We start from the raw sequence: 17,805 nt of genomic DNA, 5'->3' as shown, positions 1-17,805 counted from the left end.
TTGCGCATGACCAGCACCCGCGAGAATCTCGACATGCTTCGTATTGCCGTTGCGCAGCTTAATCCCGTTATGGGCGATATTGCCGGAAACCTTGCCAAAGCCCGCGCTGCCCGCGCGCAAGCGGCAGAGTTGAAGGCCGACCTCGTTATTTTTTCAGAGCTTTTCATAGCGGGCTACCCGCCCGAAGATCTGGTCCTGAAAACGGCCTTTATCGCGGCTTGCGAAAAAGCGATAGGCCAACTGGCTGTTGATACCGCCGATGGCGGACCCGGCGTCATTATCGGAACACCCATGCGGCGCGAGGGCGCGGCCTATAATGCCATTGCCGTTCTGGATGGCGGCAAGATCATTGCCGAACGCTTCAAGGTGGACCTCCCCAATTATGGAGAGTTTGACGAGAAGCGCGTTTTTCAACCCGGACCGATGCCGGGACCAGTTAATTTCCGCGATATACGCATTGGCATTCCGATATGCGAAGACATATGGGGCGATCTGGACGTTGCGGAAACGCTTGCCGAGAGCGGCGCGGAAATATTGCTTGTTCCAAACGGTTCACCATATCATCGCGCCAAGGTCGAGCGCCGCTATCAGGTCGTTCTTAAACAGGTCATCCAGACCGGCTTGCCGATCCTTTATGTCAATCAGGTCGGCGGGCAGGACGAACTGGTCTTTGACGGCGGATCATTTGCCTTCAACGCGGACAAGTCCCTCTGTTTGCAAATGCCGCAATTTACCGAGCAGCTCACGCTTACGGAATGGACGCGCGACAGCGATGGCTGGCGCTGCGGGGAGGGTGAGAAAGCAACCCTGCCGGAAGAACTGGAAGCGGATTATACTGCCTGCATGCTTGGCCTGCGCGATTACGTAAATAAAAATGGCTTTAATGATGTGGTGCTTGGCCTGTCGGGCGGCATAGATTCGGCCATTTGCGCGGCTCTGAGCGTTGATGCACTGGGCAAGGATCGCGTTCGCTGCGTCATGCTGCCATACCGCTATACGTCCGAGGAATCGCTCAAGGATGCCGCCGATTGCGCAAAGGCCCTTGGGGTGCGTTATGATATTGTGCCGATTGCAACGCCCGTCGAAGGGTTTTTATCGGCGCTTGAACCGATGTTTGCGGGCACCAATAGCGGCGTTACCGAAGAGAATTTGCAGAGCCGGACGCGCGGTACAATTCTCATGGCAATCTCCAACAAGTTCGGCTCGATGGTGGTGACGACCGGCAACAAGTCGGAAATGTCCGTGGGATATGCGACGCTCTACGGCGATATGAACGGGGGCTTCAACCCGATCAAGGACGTTTACAAGATGCATGTTTACGCCCTGTCGGAATGGAGAAACAGCCATGTTCCGCAAGGTGCGCTTGGTCCGGCAGGCGAAGTAATTCCCCATAACATCATCTCGAAAGTACCGTCCGCCGAACTGCGCGAGAACCAGACCGATCAGGATTCCTTGCCACCCTATCCGGTGCTCGATGATATTCTCGAATGTCTGGTTGAAAACGAGATGAGCAATGCGGAAATCATCGCGCGCGGCCATTCGCCGGAAACCGTCCAACGTATCGAGCATCTGCTCAATCTTGCCGAATATAAGCGCCGTCAATCCGCGCCCGGCGTCAAGATTACCAAGAAGAATTTCGGACGTGATCGTCGTTATCCGATAACGAACCGCTTCCGCGACCGCTGAAAGATTTTATAATGACCGTAACTGTCCGTTTTGCCCCGTCGCCTACCGGCTATATCCATATCGGCAATACGCGCACCGCGCTTTCCAACTGGCTCTATGCCAAAAAGAATGGCGGCAATTTCATTCTGCGCTATGACGATACCGACGTGGAGCGTTCGAAAGAGGAATATGCCCGTGCCATCGCAGTCGATCTTGATTGGCTCGGGATCAGGCCGGACCGCGTCGAATATCAGTCAAAGCGTTTCGACACCTATGCCAGAGCCGTCGAAAAGCTCCGGCAGGCAGGCCTTCTTTATCCCTGCTATGAAACAGCCGAAGAGCTGGAACGTCGCCGCAAGCTGCGTCTGGCGCGGCGGCTGCCGCCGATCTACGGTCGTGAAGCGCTCAAGCTGACGGATGCGGAAAAAGCGGCATTCGAAGCAGAAGGACGCAAGCCTCACTGGCGTTTTCTCCTGCCGAACTTCGAAAACGATCCCTTCGTTACCAGCCGGACGGAAGTTCATTGGGATGACTTGATCCGCGGCCCGCAAACCGTCGACCTAGCCTCTATGTCCGATCCTGTGCTGGTGCGTGAGGATGGCACCTATCTTTATACGCTGCCATCCGTGACTGACGATATTGATATGGGCGTAACCCATATTATCCGTGGCGATGATCATGTCACCAATACCGGCGCGCAGATTGCGCTCTTCAAGGCCTTGGGGGCGGAGCCTCCGGTCTTCGGACATCATAATCTTTTGACGACCATATCGGGCGAGGGGCTTTCCAAACGCTCCGGCGCCTTGTCCATAGGCTCCCTGCGCGAGGCTGGTTACGAGCCTATGGCCGTTGCTTCGCTTGCGGTTCTGATCGGCTCTTCCGAGGCTGTCACCGCCGTTCCCGATATGGCGCATCTGGCCGGACATTTTGATCTCACTGCGATTTCGAAATCCGCTGCGAAGTTCGACCCTGCCGAACTCGATACGCTCAATCGTGCTTTGCTTCATGAAATGCCGTTTGAAGAAGCCAGACCCCGACTGGAAAACCTGAATATAGCGGGTTTGCGCGCCGAAGCTTTCTGGTTGACCGTGCGCGGGAATCTCGATCGCTTTAACGATGCGGCCCATTGGTGGCAGATCGTCGATGGCGCTTTGCCTTGGGGGTTGAACCAAGCACCGTACCTTTCTGACGATGACCGGGCCTTCGTTCGTGACGCGCTCAGGCTGATTCCCGATGCGCCATGGGATCGTAATACATGGAAAGAGTGGACGGACCGGCTCAAAGCGGAAACCGGACGCAAGGGCAAGAACCTGTTCATGCCCTTGCGCATTGCTCTTACGGGACAGATTCACGGACCGGAACTGGCCGATCTCCTTGTCCTGATTGGTCCGGAAAGAACGAAGAGCCGATTATCCTGATTTGAGGACTTGCGGAGTAGTTGCGTTCCATCGCAGCTTTGCCCGCAACAGGATCGTGACTGTGCGTCGCAGGTGAAGCTATCGCGTTCTCCGGTCTGGCAGGAGCAACATGATAGGCCGGACGGGTCATTTCAGGGGCTTTCGGTGCGGCCATGGCCGCAGCCGGGATGACTTCATGCCTGATGGCCGCATTTTGCTCCGCATTCGCTTTCGGTTTGACGGACTGAGGCAACTTCACCGGCCTTGCCGCTTTTGCTGAAGGCCGTTTAGGCTTTGCTTTCCGTACTCTTTTCGTTGCCGAATGCAGCCAGCCCGCCGAACAGGCTTTGACATGTTCCGCCGCATGCGGCCTGCCTGCCATGGCTGCATGCATTTCTGACAGCCGGGCTTCCGACAGCCTGATTTGCTTTTGCAACCCGTCAATGCGCATAGTTAATTGCTCGCATTGGCGGGATCTGACGCCAGGTGAAAAAAGACTTCCTTTGCAGCCCTGTCTGGCTGACATCATCCGGGCCTGCGACAGATTCCGTCTTTCCTCGATGAGTTTTTTCTCAAAAGGAACGATGTTTTTGCTCAACCGCATTGCTTGTTGCGGAGTGCATTGGGGGGTCGGCTTCACAGTGCTGCATCCGGCGATGAATGTCACAATGATCAGCGTCACCGGCAAAGCATTGATCTGAGGAATATCGAAGCGTTTTATGGAAAATAAATGCTGAAATATTTTTTGAATAACCATCATAGAACAGCCTGTCTTGTTGTTCGTATGAAGTGATGGTTATTTTTTATAGTTAAAAAAACATTAACGCCAAGCATAGATGAAATATACTTGGCGTTAATGAAGTACTTTAAATATATCTAAATTATAACAATACTGTCTATGCTTTTCTTTTTGCCTCTCCGGCTCGCTGCAATGCCTCGACCACGGCCAGGGCAGTCATGTTTACAATGCCGCGCGACGTAACCGATGGAGTCAGAATATGCGCGGGGCGCGCCGCACCCAGCAGGATAGGGCCGACATGAAGTGCATCGGTAACGCTTTTCACGACATTGAGAGTGATGTTTGCTGCATCGAGATTGGGGAAGACGAGCAGGTTGGCTTCACCCTTGAGGCGTGAATTGGGAAAGACCCGATCGCGCAAAACCTGTGACAAGGCGGAGTCGCCATGCATTTCGCCATCAGATTCCAGTTCGGGCGCCTTCTGGGCAAGGAGGGCTGCTGCGCGGCGCATTTTTTCCGCGCTTGCCGATTCCTTTGATCCGAAATTGGAATGCGAGACGAGGGCTGCCTTGGGCTCGATGCCGAACCGGCCGATTTCGCGCGCCGCCAATATCGCCATTTCAGCGATTTCCTCAGCTTCCGGCTCAACGCTGACATAGGTGTCTGTAAGAAATAGAGCGCCCCGCTGCGAGATCAGCAGGCTCAGGGCCGAATAATCACGAATTCCGGGCACTTTGCCGATGATCTGGCGTACAACGCGCAGGTGGCGCTCGAAACGGCCTTCGAGGCCGCAGATCATGGCGTCGGCTTCGTCGCGCATCACCGCAAGGGCGGCGATTGCGGTTGAATTGGTGCGCACGATAGTGCGAGCCGCTTCGGGAGTGACACCCTGCCGGCCCGTATAAGAAAGATAGAGATCCACATAGTCGCGGTAGCGCGGATCATCTTCAGGATTGATCAGTTCAAAATCGACACCCTGCCGGATTTTAAGCCCATAGCGTTTCAGGCGTGTTTCAACCACCTGCGGACGACCGACGAGGATCGGAGTGGCAACGCGGTCTTCGATGACCACCTGGGCTGCGCGCAATACCCGTTCGTCCTCGCCGTCGGCATAGATGACGCGCATGGGCTTGGCTTGCGCGCGGGCGGCAGCGAATACCGGTTTCATGATAAGACCGGAACGGAAGACGAAACGGTTGAGCCGGTCAAGATAGGCTTCCATGTCTTCGATTGGACGGGTAGCCACGCCGCTTTCCATCGCGGCTTTGGCAACGGCAGGCGCGATGCGCAGGATCAGCCGCTGATCGAAAGGGGATGGAATGAGGTAATCAGGGCCGAATGTCGGCGTCTCCCCCGAATAGGCGCGTGCAGCTACGTCGGAAGGCTCTTCACGGGCAAGGCCCGCAATGGCGCGAACCGCCGCCAGTTTCATTTCTTCGTTGATTGCCGTCGCGCCCACATCCAGCGCGCCGCGGAAGATATAGGGGAAGCAGAGAACATTGTTGACCTGATTTGGATAATCCGAACGACCGGTGCAGATCATTGCATCGGGACGTGCGGCGCGAGCAGTTTCCGGCATGATTTCCGGATTGGGATTTGCCAAAGCCAGAATAAGCGGCTTTTCGGCCATCTGCTGGACCATTTCGGTTTTGAGAACCCCGGCTGCGGACAGGCCAAGAAATACATCCGCGCCACCGATAATATCGGCCAGAACGCGCGCATCCGTTTTCTGGGCGTAAACATCTTTCCAGCGGTCCATCAGCGCTTCACGGCCTTCATAGACCACGCCCTCGATGTCGCAGACCCAGATATTCTCGCGCTTCGCACCCAGATTGACGAGGAGATTGAGGCAGGCTAGCGCCGCTGCGCCTGCGCCTGATACGACGATCTTGGCCTCGCTGATCTCCTTTTCGGCCAGTTCAAGCCCGTTGAACACCGCTGCGGCAACAATGATCGCCGTTCCATGCTGATCGTCATGGAAGACCGGAATGTTCATTTTCTCGCGCAACTGCTCTTCGACTTCAAAACATTCGGGCGCCTTGATGTCTTCGAGATTGATGCCGCCGAAAGTCGGTTCGAGAGCGGCGACAACGCCGACGATATGATCGATCTCATGGGCTTCGATTTCAATATCGAACACATCGATATCGGCGAATTTCTTGAAAAGAACCGCTTTGCCCTCCATGACCGGTTTGGAAGCGAGCGCACCGATATTTCCAAGACCGAGAACCGCCGTTCCGTTTGAAATGACGGCAACGAGATTGCCGCGCGCCGTGTATTCGGCGGCGGTGTCCGGGTCCTCCTGGATCGCAAGGCAGGGCGCCGCCACGCCGGGCGAATAGGCCAGCGCCAGATCGCGTTGATTGCCAAGCGGCTTTGTCGCCTGGATTTCAAGCTTGCCGGGCTTTGGATAGCGATGGAAAAACAGCGCCGCTTCGTCAAAGTCGGAACGGGTGGACGCGGAGGAGGGCTTCTTGGTCATAATCGCATTGCTTTCCAGTTGTTTCCGGCGGCATGGCAGCAGGGCGTGGGAGAATTTTATTGGTCAACACATGCCATCAAGCTCGACCCCGGATCAACCCGATTCTGGCTATCGTGCTGATATGTCCACCTGTTTGACCGACAGGCGGGTTGGCTGGCCGTCATATGGCTGTGACATGAATCGGGTTTTGTGCTTTTGAACCGCCTTGCCATTGAAAAGGATGGCCCTATGAGCACCGATCCGATCGAGCCCAAGAAATTCCGCACCCTGTTTATTTCGGATGTGCATCTGGGATCAAAAGCAGCCCAGGCCGATCTGCTGCTGGACTTCCTGCGCTATCACGAAGCAGAGACGATCTATCTGGTGGGCGACATCGTTGATGGCTGGCGGTTGCGGCGCAACTGGCATTGGCCGCAGGAGCATAATGATGTGGTGCAGAAGCTGCTGCGCCAGAGCCGCAAGGGTACGACCATTATCTACATCGCCGGAAATCATGATGAGTTTCTGCGTAATTTTCAGGGCACGCATTTCGGCGGCATCGAAGTGATGAACCGCGCCATCCATGAAACAGCGGATGGCCGCAAGTTTCTGGTGCTTCATGGCGATCAGTTTGATGTGATCGTGCGCAATGCCCGTTTTATCGCCTATTTGGGCGACTGGGCCTATGACGCGGCGATCTGGGTCAATACGGCGATGAACCGCGTTCGTTCATTGCTCGGCCTGCGCTACTGGTCTTTTTCGGCCTGGGCGAAATTCCGTGTCAAAAAAGCAGTCAATTTTATCGGTGAATTTGAGACCGTTGTTTCCGAAGAGGCAAAACGGATCGGCGTGGATGGCGTGATATGCGGTCATATTCACCACGCAACCATCGAAACGATGCATGGTGTCGAATATATCAATACCGGGGACTGGGTGGAAAGCTGCACGGCAGTCGTCGAGCATGATGATGGCCGCATGGAGCTTTTAAGCTGGACCAGGCGCCTTGATCGAAAACAGCCTGCTTTGCCCGATGAACAAAAGAGCGGTCGGATCATCCGTCTGCCATATGCATCACGCAAAGCGGCGAATGGCAGCCGATGAAGAAACTTGTCATCGTCACCGATGCCTGGCATCCGCAAGTTAATGGCGTTGTACGTACATTGACGAAATGCTGCGAGCTCATGACGGAGCGCGGCTATGAGGTGGTGGTTATCTCACCGCAGGACTATCGCTCCATGCCTTGCCCGACCTATCCGGAAATCAGGCTTGCACTGGCGACCCCTGCGGCGATACGCAAACGGCTGAAAGAGCTGAAACCCGACTATATCCACATTGCGACGGAAGGCCCGCTCGGCTTTATGGCGCAAAGCGCATGCCGGAAGATGGGGTGGAGCTTCACGACCAGTTTCCACACCCGCTTTCCCGAATATTTGCGCGACCGCTTTCCTGTGCCGCTATCGTGGACCTATGGTTTTATGCGCCGTTTCCATAATGCTGCATCTCATACGCTGGTGCCAACCCAGTCGATTCTCGAGGATTTGCAGGCGCGCGGTTTCACAGGGCTCGAACTGTGGACGCGCGGCGTGGACCGCGACCTTTTTCATCCACGCCCGGAAGTGGTGAAAACCCTGCCGGGGCCGGTTTTCATCTGCGTGGGACGGGTTGCGCTCGAAAAAAACCTGCCTGCTTTCCTCGAACTCGATCTGCCCGGCACGAAGCTGATCGTTGGCGATGGCCCGGCTTTGAACGACCTGAAAGCACGTTTCCCCGATGCGGTTTTTGTAGGAAAAAAAGAAGGGCAGGCGCTGGCAGAGCTTTATGCCAGCGCGGATGTATTCGTATTTCCCAGCAGGACGGATACGTTCGGGCTGGTTCTGCTTGAGGCAATTTCCTCCGGGATTCCCGTCGCGGCCTTTCCGGTTCCCGGCGCAACCGATGTGGTGGGAGCGACGGGCGCAGGCGTCTTGTCAGAAGATTTGCACGCTGCCTGCATGGCGGCACTCGCAATGCCTGCCTTCGACCCGGCCAAAGTGCTGGAGCCGTTCACATGGAAGGCATGCGCCGATATTTTCGAAAATGCATTGGCGTCCACGAACGGCAACAGCATTCTCTCGTCCAGAATGGGTAATCAGCCCCAGACAGCGGCCTCAGGCGGATAAACCAGCGCTGCATCATAGCGCAGGCCCGGCTCCCGATCCCGCGCGAGAAGAAGCGGTCCGTCGAGATCGACGAAATTCGCATCCTGTGCAAGCAAGACCGCAGGCGCCATGCCCAGCGACGTCCCCACCATACAGCCGACCATGACCTGCAATCCAAGCTCGATGGCTCTGTCGCGCATGGCCAGCCCTTCAGTCAGCCCGCCTGTCTTGTCGAGCTTTATATTGACCGCATCATAACGCTTTGCGAGTTCTTCCAGCCCTTGCGATGTATGCGCGCTCTCATCCGCGCAAATCGTAACAGGCCGCTCGATCCGGCTTAGAATATCATCCTGCCCGGCAGGAAGCGGCTGCTCGATAAGCACCACGCCTGCATCGGCTGCTGCGCGCATGTTTTCTTCGATATTGTCCGCCGTCCACCCCTCATTGGCGTCGATGATGATGCGGCTGTCGGGTGCTGCGGCTGCGACCGCGCGAATGCGTTCTATGTCATTATCCCCGCCAAGCTTTACCTTGATGAGCGGATAATGCGCGAGCCTGGCAGTCGATTGCGCCATTTCTTCTGTTGTTCCAAGCGAGACGGTAATCGCGGTTTCCAGTGGCCGGGCCTGTATCTTGAGAATGTCGGCAACACGTGTGCCGGTGAGCTTTGCTTCCAGATCCCACAAGGCGCAATCAACGGCATTGCGCGCCGCGCCTGCGGGCATCAATTTATGTATATCGAGGCGCGTTGCTCCGCTTTCTATCGCCTCGCGAGCCGTTTCAATCTGCTTTGTGACGCTTTCGATGGTTTCGCCATAGCGTGCGTAAGGAACACATTCGCCCCGCCCGGTAGCAACGCCCCGCCCGATCATGCATGTAATGACTTCAGCCTCGGTCTTGGAACCGCGCGAGATTGTGAATTTCCCGGCAATAGGATAGCGTTCATGTATGATTTTCAAGCTATTGTGCATAGATATGCCTTTTAATACATCGTATTTCTGCCGAGCGACGACTCGTATATGGGATAGTTATGTTGACCGACGCTGCCGACAAAGCAAGTGCTGCCGCCAATCCCATGCCAAAGATTGAATTGGGGGAACAGGATGGCACACGCCTGATCAATTTGAGCGGGCGCTGGGTCTCGCAGAGCGTCAATCTGGTTGACGGCAAAATACGCGAACTGGAAAAGCTCACCGGTGAACAGCCGGTTATTATCGACGCTTCACAGGTTTCCGGCCTCGATACGGCGGGCGCATGGCTGATCGAGCGGCTGCGGCAGCGTCTGGTGATGCGCCATGTCGATACGCATCTCGACGGTATCCGCGATGCCTGGCTTCCTTTGATGGACGAAGTTCGCAAATCCGTTGAACATATGCTCGATGTTCCCAGAGCGAAGAAACCTTTCTTCCTCATCGCCATGCTGGAAGCGATAGGCCGCGGCGTCGTATCCATTTATGACGATTTCAGAATGGCCATGCATATTCTGGGCGCCACCATTCGCGGTGCTCAGTTGAAAGCCGGGCGCGGCAGCGGCATCCCGATCCCTGCGATCATCAATCAGATGGATCGGATGGGCGTAGGCGCTATTCCCATCATCGTGCTCATGTCGACCATTGTGGGAGCCATCATCGCCCAGCAAGGCGCATTTCAGTTGCGTTATTTCGGTGCTGAAATCTTTGTCGTTGATCTGGTCGGCATTCTGGTGCTGCGCGAACTTGGCGTTCTGCTGACTGCGATCATGATCGCGGGCCGCTCCGGCAGCGCCATCACCGCCGAAATCGGTTCCATGAAAATGCGCGAGGAAACCGACGCCCTGACTGTGATCGGTCTTAACCCGATTGGAGTGCTGGTCTTTCCCCGGCTTGTCGCACTGGTCATCGTCCTGCCGCTATTGACGATCATCGCCGATCTTGCAGCCCTTGTCGGGGCAGGCGGCGTTGCGTGGTTTTATTCGAATATTTCACCGGAAGCCTTCATCAGCCGCCTGCATGATGCGGTTGCGCTCAATACCTATTTTGCCGGACTTATCAAGGCGCCTTTCATGGCCATGATCATCGGCATTCTTGCCTCTGTGGAGGGAATGAAGGTTGGCGGCAGTGCGGAATCACTGGGTCGGCGAGTGACTGCATCAGTGGTAAAAGCGATTTTCGTCGTAATTGTCGTGGACGGTATGTTTGCGATGTTCTATGCGGCAATTGATTTTTAGATAATGCTGCAATTAGCTAATTTTAATGGGGTTTTTGGGACACACTCACGCACAAAAGGGACAGAAGGCTCCGCCGGAACGGTTCTTTCACCAGGCAAGCTCGGATAAAGAATGAATATGGAGAACGGCATCGACAATCAGTCGCGATCACAACATGACGACGCTCATCCGGCGCCTGTATCGGTGATTTCTGTGCGCGATGTCACGGTGTCGTTCGGCGGTCGTCCGCCCGTGCTCGACCAGCTGTCTCTGGATATTTATAAAGGCGAGGTGCTTGGCTTCATCGGACCGTCCGGTTCGGGCAAATCGGTGCTCATGCGCACCATTCTCGGGTTGAACAAAAAGCAGTCCGGCAATATCGAAATCCTTGGCCGCAATATCGATACCATCACTGAAGTGGAAAAAATGGCTATCGACATGCGCATGGGCGTGCTGTTCCAGCAAGGGGCGCTTTTTTCAGCACTGAGCGTTCTGGAAAATATTCAGGTTCCCATGCGTGAATATCTGGATCTGTCGCCCCGCTTGATGGACGAACTGGCGCGGCTGAAAATCGATCTGGTCGGGCTGAAGCCGGATGCGGCGGAAAAGTTTCCGTCAGAACTTTCCGGCGGCATGATCAAGCGCGCGGCACTGGCGCGTGCGCTGGCTCTCGATCCGGAAATCGTCTTTCTGGACGAGCCGACTTCCGGTCTGGACCCGATTGGCGCTGCGGATTTTGACGAGCTGATCGCCAATCTGCGCGACACCATGGGCCTGACCGTCTATATGGTGACGCATGATCTCGACAGCCTGTTTGCGATTTGCGACCGTATTGCTGTATTGGGAAACAAAAAGGTTCTGGTCAGCGGCACCATCGAGGATATGCTGGCGGTGGACGACCCTTGGGTCAAATCCTATTTTCGAGGCAAGCGGGCGCGCCAGATCGATACTTCGGCGCCAAGCAGGCGGCGGCCGGGCAGCCGCTTGCAAACGGGATAAGATATGGAAACAAAAGCCAATTACGTTCTGGTGGGAGTCTTTACACTGATTGTCAGCTTGCTGGCTTTCGGTTTCGTATACTGGATCGCCCGGTACGGCGAGGCTCGCGATTCCATGCCGCTTGACGTGCGCATACCCGGTTCGGTCACAGGATTGAGCATTGGCAGTCAGGTGCTGTTCAATGGCATCAAGGTGGGCGATGTGCGTCGTTTGCATCTTGATGAAACCAATCCTGAAATGGTGATCGTGCAGACCCGGGTGAACGCAACCACGCCCATTACCCGCTCCACCGCTGCTACCCTCGGTTTTCAGGGATTGACGGGCCAGGCCTATATCGAACTCAAGGGTGGCCGGCTGGACGAGCCAAATCTTCTCACCGAAGCTGCAAAAGAAGATACTGTTGCCCGCATCGACGCCGATCCTTCCGCTGTTAACAATCTTCTTGCGACGGCTCAGGATATTTTCGCCCGCGCCAATAGCGTGCTGGGCGAGCTTGAGGGCTTTGCCAAGGATGCCCGCGGGCCTTTGATGGATACGATCAGCAATACCAAGGTCTTTACCGACGCTCTGGCCAAAAATGCCAATGTCATCGAAGAACTCGGTTCCAATACCGGCAACATCAACAAGATCATAACGGATGCGAAAGACATGATGGCGCGCCTCAACGCCGCATCCGTCCGGGTGGAAGGCATCATGGAAAAGGCTGACAGGCTTCTTTCCAGCGACGATAAGGACGGTATGGTCGCGCAGGCGAAAGCGACGCTCGAATCCATCCGTCAGGTTGCGGATAATCTTGACAAGCGCCTTGCACCGATTGCCGGCAATATCGAGCGTTTTTCTGGCCAGGGGCTGCGCGACGTTCAGGCATTGGTCGTGGATAGCCGTCGCGCGGTTATGCGGATAGAGGAAGCGGTGAGCGAACTCGAACGCAATCCGCAGCGTTTGATCTTCGGCGGGCAGGGTAATGTACCGCGTTATGATGGAAGGACGCGTCATTGATTTTCAAAGCCGGTGTAACTGACATGAAAATATCGCGTTCGCGCATTACGACAATTGCAGCTTCCGCTGTCATGGCCGCGCTTCTTGCCGGGTGCGGTACGACGACTCCGCTTGATACTTTCAATCTGTCGGCTCCGCAGCCGGGGGTGAGCACGCCAAACCGCAAGAACATTCAGTTGCTGGTGCCCACGCCTACGGCGCTCAAGGCGCTTGATAGCCAGAATATCGTGGTCAGTTCGTCGCCCAGTTCTATCGAATATCTCAAGGGTGCCCAATGGGGCGACCGGCTGACCAATATTGTCCAGTCGCGTCTTGTGCAGGCCTATGAGAATACGGGCGCATTTGGAGGCGTCGGGCGTCCCGGAGACGGGCTGGCGATTAACTATCAGATACTTACCGATCTGCGCGTATTCGGCATTCAGGCTTATCATTCGCCGCAAACCGCACTGGTTGAAATGACTGTAAGACTGCTCAATGACAAGAATGGCGAAGTCCGCGCCACGCGCATATTCCGCACCGCAATTCCTGTTTCGGGCACCGGAAACAGCGCTTATGTGAAAGCTCTGGATGCAGCCTTTGATCGCACAGTCACCGAAATCGTGAACTGGACCGTCTCGACGCTTTAAAGCATTAGCCTACGCAAAACCGTTTCACACTTTTGCTGGAAATGCTCTAATAAAAAATGCGGCTCTCAATGAGCCGCATTTTTGTTTACAAGATTGCTTCAGACATTTTCTGCACAAGTGCTGTGCAGCCTTGCTGGCAATGCCCTACCGAAGACGGCCGCTTGCATGGGCGAGCATGGTGTAGACCTTACCCGTATCGGAAGTCAGATAGGTCTGCGTCACCATATTGTCGCGGTCATTCCGGGCAACGTCTTCAAGCAGGCGCTGGAAGTCGTCCATATAGCGGTCGACCGCGCGACGGAATTCACCGTCTGTCTGGTATTTGCGCTTGATGTCGTCGAAGGTCTGCTGTCCTTTGAGCGTGTAAAGACGGCGCGTGAATACGTTACGTTCACCGCGGCGATAGCGGTCCCACAGTTCCACCGATGCTTCATGATCGATTGCGCGCGCAATATCGACCGAAAGCGAATTAAGCGATTCCACGACATGTCGTGGCGAGCGGGCAGCGGTATTCGGCTGCGCTGGCGCTTGCATGGTTTCATCGTCTTCGCGTGAAGCGCGGGCCAGCAGGTCGGACACCCATCCACGCGGCTTTTCACCGGCCGATGGCCCTTGCTGCTGCGCCGTTTCGGCAGGGCGCGAACGCACTGCCGTGTTGCCCTGCGGCAATGGCGGCGCGACGGGAGCCTGAACCGGGGCAGGTGCGCGACGCGGTGACTGCACGGGCCGGGAAACGACGCGTTCCGCACGGCTCTCGCCGACATCGACCAGACGCCCGGATTTATTGACGATTTCCGCCAGTTCCTTGAGCGCGTTTATCTGCTCGCTCACAGCCTTACGCATCGCGCTCGTCGTTTCCTTGGCTTCGGCTGGCATATCCAGCACGCCACGCTTGAGTTCGCCGCGAGTGCTGTCAAGCTCGTTGCGAATTTCGCTTGCCGTGCGGCGGATGTCGTCGGTTGCAGCCGAGAACTTCTGCGAAGCCTGTTCGACGATCTCGGATACGCTTTCGCGCATTTTCTCTGCCGAAGTACGCGTCTGGCCTTCCGCGCGTTCGAAAGCGGACGTAACGACCGCCTCGAAGGAGCGCATGAGCCGTTCGACACTTTCGGACTTTTCGACAAGACCAGATGCCAGCTTGTCGAGCGCCTGATGCCGGTCTTCCAATGTGCCTGCAAGGCCGTTCTGGGCCGATCCGATCATATCGGATGCGGTTGAAAGCACCTTGCCATGCTCTTCGAAGCGTTGCGCAATATCGCCGATCTGGGCGAGCGTGCTGTCGGAAAGCTGGCGCAAGGTTCCGATATTGCCATCGATGAGGCCCGTTGATGCCTGGAACATCTGCGCGGCGCGGTTGGCATTTTCCACGAAACTTGAAGTCGTCTCGACCAGCCGTCCGTCAATATCCGTAAGATTGCGTGCCGCCGCGTCGATCAGCTTGCCCAACTCGCTATTCGAGCCGGCGAGGCGATCGATCAATTCGCTGACATTTTCAGACAATCCAGACTTGGCCTGCTGTACGGCTGCGATCGTTTCGGCAGTCCGGCTTGCCAGAGCATTGACCAGCGCCGCGTTCTCGGAGCGCAGGCGATCGGTTGCCGCATGGGTGGCTTCCTCAAGCTGCTGCGCCAGCCCGCGTCCACTGTCGGCAAGGCGCTGCACCAGCGGTTCTGCGGTATCGGCCAGTATCTGGGTGATTTCCTGCGAGCGCGCAGCCAGAACCGCATTGAGTTCCCGCGTGCGTTCTTCAAGCGTAACAGCGGTCGTGTCGGTGACTTGCGCAATACGTGCTTCGACAGAACCCAGTTCCATGGTGATGCGCGAACCAATATCGCCAAGGCGCGTTGCAATCGCATCGGCGCGCTCGGTGAGGCGGACTTCGGTGCCCGTGAGGTTTTCGCTGACGCTTGCCGAGAAGGCTTCGCTATGTCCGGCCAGTGTCTGGCTGGTCTTGGAAGCGGTTTCGGCAATGCGCGCCTCGATTGCGCTGAGCTCGCCCGTCAGGCGGGTTTCGATGGTCTCAAGACCACCGGCAATGGCGTTCGCGCGTTCGTTCAGGCGGCTTTCCGTACCGGCAAGCTTTTCGGCGACGCTTGCGGCAAAGGCTTCGCTCTGCTCCGCAAGGCTATTGCTTGTCCGGGAAGCGGTGTCTGCGATGCTGGTTTCAATCGTAACCAGACGATCGGCAATGGCATTTGCATGCTGGCCCAGACGTTCTTCGGTAACGGACAGGCTGTTGATGAGATTGGAACTGAAGGTTTCTCCAAAGCCATCAAGTGCGTCACCGGCTTTCGCAGCCTCGGCGGAAAGTGTGCCCGCCGCTTCCACGATTTTTTCACGCAACGATCCGGCGACTGCGCCCGCGCTCTGTTCGAGGGTGCGGCGAACATTGTCGATACCGAGCGTGAGCGCCTTTTCCATCGTCTGCGTGCGCTCTTCGATAATGCCGGTCTGGCTTTCGAAGGCCTGGCTGATGGTCGAGCTGCTGCTTTCGATCGCGTTATGCAGGTTGGCGGTGCGCTGCGAGAGAATATCGCCGTGATCCTGCAAGGTCTGGCTCAGCGAAGTGGTTGTTTCAGCCAGCGTGGAACGAATGACTTCCGCGCGGCTTTCAATCGCCTGCTCGTGCCCGTCAAGAATATTGGCGAGCGCGCTGTTGTGATCGTTCAGGACGGAACGCAGCCCACTCGTGCGCTCTTCCACCCGGCGCACATGTTCGCTGAACGTGGCTTCGAATGCATCGCGGCTCGCGCCGATGGTTTCATTGAGCGCTTGTGCGCGCTCGTCCATCGTGCGCGCCAGTGCTTGCTGATTATCCGCGATGGTCAATTGAAGCGATGCGACTCGTTCATCGAATGTCCGTGCCAGCGTTTCACGACTTTCATCGAAATTATCGCGCAATGCGGCAGTCCGCTCATCCATGATCCGGGAAAGCAGTGACTGATTTCCGGCGATGACATCTTGCAGGGAGGCCGCGCGCTCTTCCAGCGAGCGCACATGATCCGCAAAAGAAGTATCGAGGCGTGCAGCATTATTCGCCATTTCCTGCTGAAGCGCGGCTGTGCGTTCGGCAAGGATATTGGCGTGCTGCTCTGCCACCGAGCCAAGTGCCGATGCACTGCTGTCAACGACGCTCTTGATGTCGTCGGTCCGTGCGGCCAGCGTATCCGCATGGTCGCGAATGATTGCGGAAACACGCTCCGTTTCGCCTTCAAGGGAAGAGGCGAGAACATCACGACTATCCGCAAGCTTGCCGGCGAATGCCGATGCTTTTTCCGTCAGAATATCGCCGACGCTTTCGCTGATCGAAGTCAGGTCGCTACCGATCCGGGTCTTGGTTTCATCGATCATCGTGCTCAATGTCGTGCGGCCGCTGGAGAAGGTTTCGGCGATTTCGCGGGTGCGGGCAATGAGATTTTCGTTGATCTGGCGCGAACGGGCTTCAAGCGCTGCGTTGAGCTTTTCAGTGCTGCTGTCGAGCGCATGGGCGCGCGTCTCGAACTCGGAGAGGAGCGAGCGTCCGCGCTCATCGAGCGTCGTTTCAAGATTGGCAAGCCGCGTATCGAATTCACTGACCATTGTCTGTGTGGCACCGCCAAGCAGGCTGGTTATGCCCGTAACACGCTCGTCAAGCGCGGAACTGACGCGCTCGGAAATATCGCGCGAGTGCTGATCCAGCGTTGCAATGCGCGTATCCAGCTCGCTGGTGAAAGCCTGACCGGAAGTGGTGATGCGCGATGCAATATCGCCGGTGCGTTTTTCGATGGCGTCCGCAATGGCGCCGCCGCTCTCGTTGATGCTGCTGATCAGGCGCTCGCCCGAATCCCCCAGAAGCCCGCTAAGCTGTTCAGACGCGGATGCAACATTATCGCGTATGATATTGGCAGCACTGGCTAATTCTTCCCGGAGATGTTCATGCGCACCGGAAATCGAAGAGCGAACACGTTCCGCGTGGCTGACCACGGATTCACGCTCATTGCCCAGTTCGCTCACCAGCGAACGGATGCGCACCTCGTTGTCGCTATAGGCGCGCTCAAGCTGGTTGACTTCGGATTGAACGAGCGTTTCCAACTCTACGGCGCGCGCCAGAGTGCGTTCAATGCCCTCATTCATTGCCGCGACTTCGCGACGGACAGCCTGACTAAGCGTCGAAACGCGATCACCGGCAACCGCCTCGGGCTGTAGAAGCTTCAATGCAGCTTCGGACATGCTGTGAGCCGCCTGCTGCATTTCCTGCGCGCGACGGACCAGATGCGCGAAGCCCCAGAACATGACGACCGGCAATGCAACGCCTGCGGCGACACCGATACCGGCGGGCGATGCGAAGAATTCTCTGGTTGCCTGCAAGGTCGAGAATACCTGCGGGCTGATCGCCTTGCTGATGGCGACGCCGCCAGCGGCCCAGAGAACGCTGATTGCCGTTGTCGTCCAGTAAAGTTTTGACGATTGCGCGGTAGCGCGGCGCGGAGCAGCGGCGATGGCTCTGCTGTTGCGGGAATCGTCGTTAGCCGGAGTGCGGACCGGATTGGCGGAGGCGGCGAGCGAAGGCGCAGCAATCGCCGGCTTCGCAATATTTTCCTGCGAGGCGGCTTTTGG

General features: G+C 56.6%; 11 protein-coding genes and 1 pseudogene. 8 read left to right on the top strand and 4 right to left on the bottom strand.

Annotated elements, in window-relative coordinates; genetic code table 11:
* Window positions 1-6: 6 nt before the first annotated feature.
* Both DKP76_RS09210 and gltX read left to right on the top strand, forming a co-directional pair.
* Window positions 7-1,686, top strand: coding sequence for an NAD+ synthase (locus DKP76_RS09210; protein ID WP_109706160.1), 1,680 nt, complete (start codon window positions 7-9; stop codon window positions 1,684-1,686).
* An 11-nt stretch (window positions 1,687-1,697) separates the two neighbouring features.
* A complete protein-coding gene (gene gltX, locus DKP76_RS09205; protein WP_109706159.1) occupies window positions 1,698-3,083 on the top strand; it encodes a glutamate--tRNA ligase in 1,386 nt (461 codons plus the stop codon).
* Here the strand turns inward: gltX and DKP76_RS19010 are convergent.
* Window positions 3,001-3,822, bottom strand: a complete 822-nt coding sequence (locus tag DKP76_RS19010; RefSeq protein WP_146198914.1) for a hypothetical protein — start codon at window positions 3,820-3,822, stop codon at window positions 3,001-3,003. The genes gltX and DKP76_RS19010 overlap by 83 nt on opposite strands.
* A gap of 136 nt (window positions 3,823-3,958) precedes the next feature.
* Window positions 3,959-6,283 (bottom strand): NADP-dependent malic enzyme, encoded by a 2,325-nt coding sequence (locus DKP76_RS09200; protein ID WP_109706158.1) that lies wholly within the window; start codon window positions 6,281-6,283, stop codon window positions 3,959-3,961.
* Between the two features lie 228 nt (window positions 6,284-6,511).
* Here DKP76_RS09200 and DKP76_RS09195 point away from each other — a divergent pair, with 228 nt between their 5' ends.
* Window positions 6,512-7,363 carry a UDP-2,3-diacylglucosamine diphosphatase gene (locus DKP76_RS09195; protein ID WP_109706519.1) on the top strand — a complete coding sequence of 284 codons (852 nt, stop codon included), beginning with the start codon at window positions 6,512-6,514 and terminating at the stop codon, window positions 7,361-7,363.
* Entirely contained in the window at window positions 7,360-8,421 is a 1,062-nt protein-coding gene (locus DKP76_RS09190) for a glycosyltransferase family 4 protein (protein ID WP_109706157.1), read from the top strand. The genes DKP76_RS09195 and DKP76_RS09190 overlap by 4 nt, the downstream gene beginning before the upstream one ends.
* Here DKP76_RS09190 and dgcA read toward each other — a convergent pair.
* A complete protein-coding gene (gene dgcA / locus DKP76_RS09185) occupies window positions 8,391-9,371 on the bottom strand; it encodes an N-acetyl-D-Glu racemase DgcA (protein WP_109706156.1) in 981 nt (326 codons plus the stop codon). The genes DKP76_RS09190 and dgcA overlap by 31 nt on opposite strands.
* Window positions 9,372-9,430: 59 nt before the next feature.
* Here dgcA and DKP76_RS09180 point away from each other — a divergent pair, with 59 nt between their 5' ends.
* The 4 genes from DKP76_RS09180 (at window position 9,431) to DKP76_RS09165 (ending at window position 13,209) form a co-directional block, all read left to right on the top strand.
* A complete protein-coding gene (locus DKP76_RS09180; RefSeq protein WP_109706155.1) occupies window positions 9,431-10,606 on the top strand; it encodes an ABC transporter permease in 1,176 nt (391 codons plus the stop codon).
* Window positions 10,607-10,717: 111 nt separating this feature from the next.
* Window positions 10,718-11,584, top strand: a complete 867-nt coding sequence (locus tag DKP76_RS09175) for an ABC transporter ATP-binding protein (RefSeq protein ID WP_109706154.1) — start codon at window positions 10,718-10,720, stop codon at window positions 11,582-11,584.
* A 3-nt stretch (window positions 11,585-11,587) separates the two neighbouring features.
* Window positions 11,588-12,583, top strand: coding sequence for an MlaD family protein (locus DKP76_RS09170; RefSeq protein WP_109706153.1), 996 nt, complete (start codon window positions 11,588-11,590; stop codon window positions 12,581-12,583).
* 23 nt (window positions 12,584-12,606) lie between these two features.
* Window positions 12,607-13,209: an ABC-type transport auxiliary lipoprotein family protein gene (locus DKP76_RS09165; protein WP_109706517.1), complete on the top strand. Its 603-nt coding sequence runs from the start codon at window positions 12,607-12,609 to the stop codon at window positions 13,207-13,209.
* A 144-nt stretch (window positions 13,210-13,353) separates the two neighbouring features.
* Here DKP76_RS09165 and DKP76_RS09160 read toward each other — a convergent pair.
* A pseudogene (locus DKP76_RS09160) lies at window positions 13,354-17,790 on the bottom strand (apolipoprotein A-IV repeat region-like domain-containing protein); the annotation flags it as partial.
* Window positions 17,791-17,805 lie beyond the last annotated feature (15 nt).

This window comes from Falsochrobactrum shanghaiense (assembly GCF_003149535.1).
GTDB lineage: Bacteria > Pseudomonadota > Alphaproteobacteria > Rhizobiales > Rhizobiaceae > Brucella > Brucella shanghaiense.
Note: the sequence above shows the minus strand (reverse complement) of the source record. Positions and strands in the feature narration are given on the sequence as shown.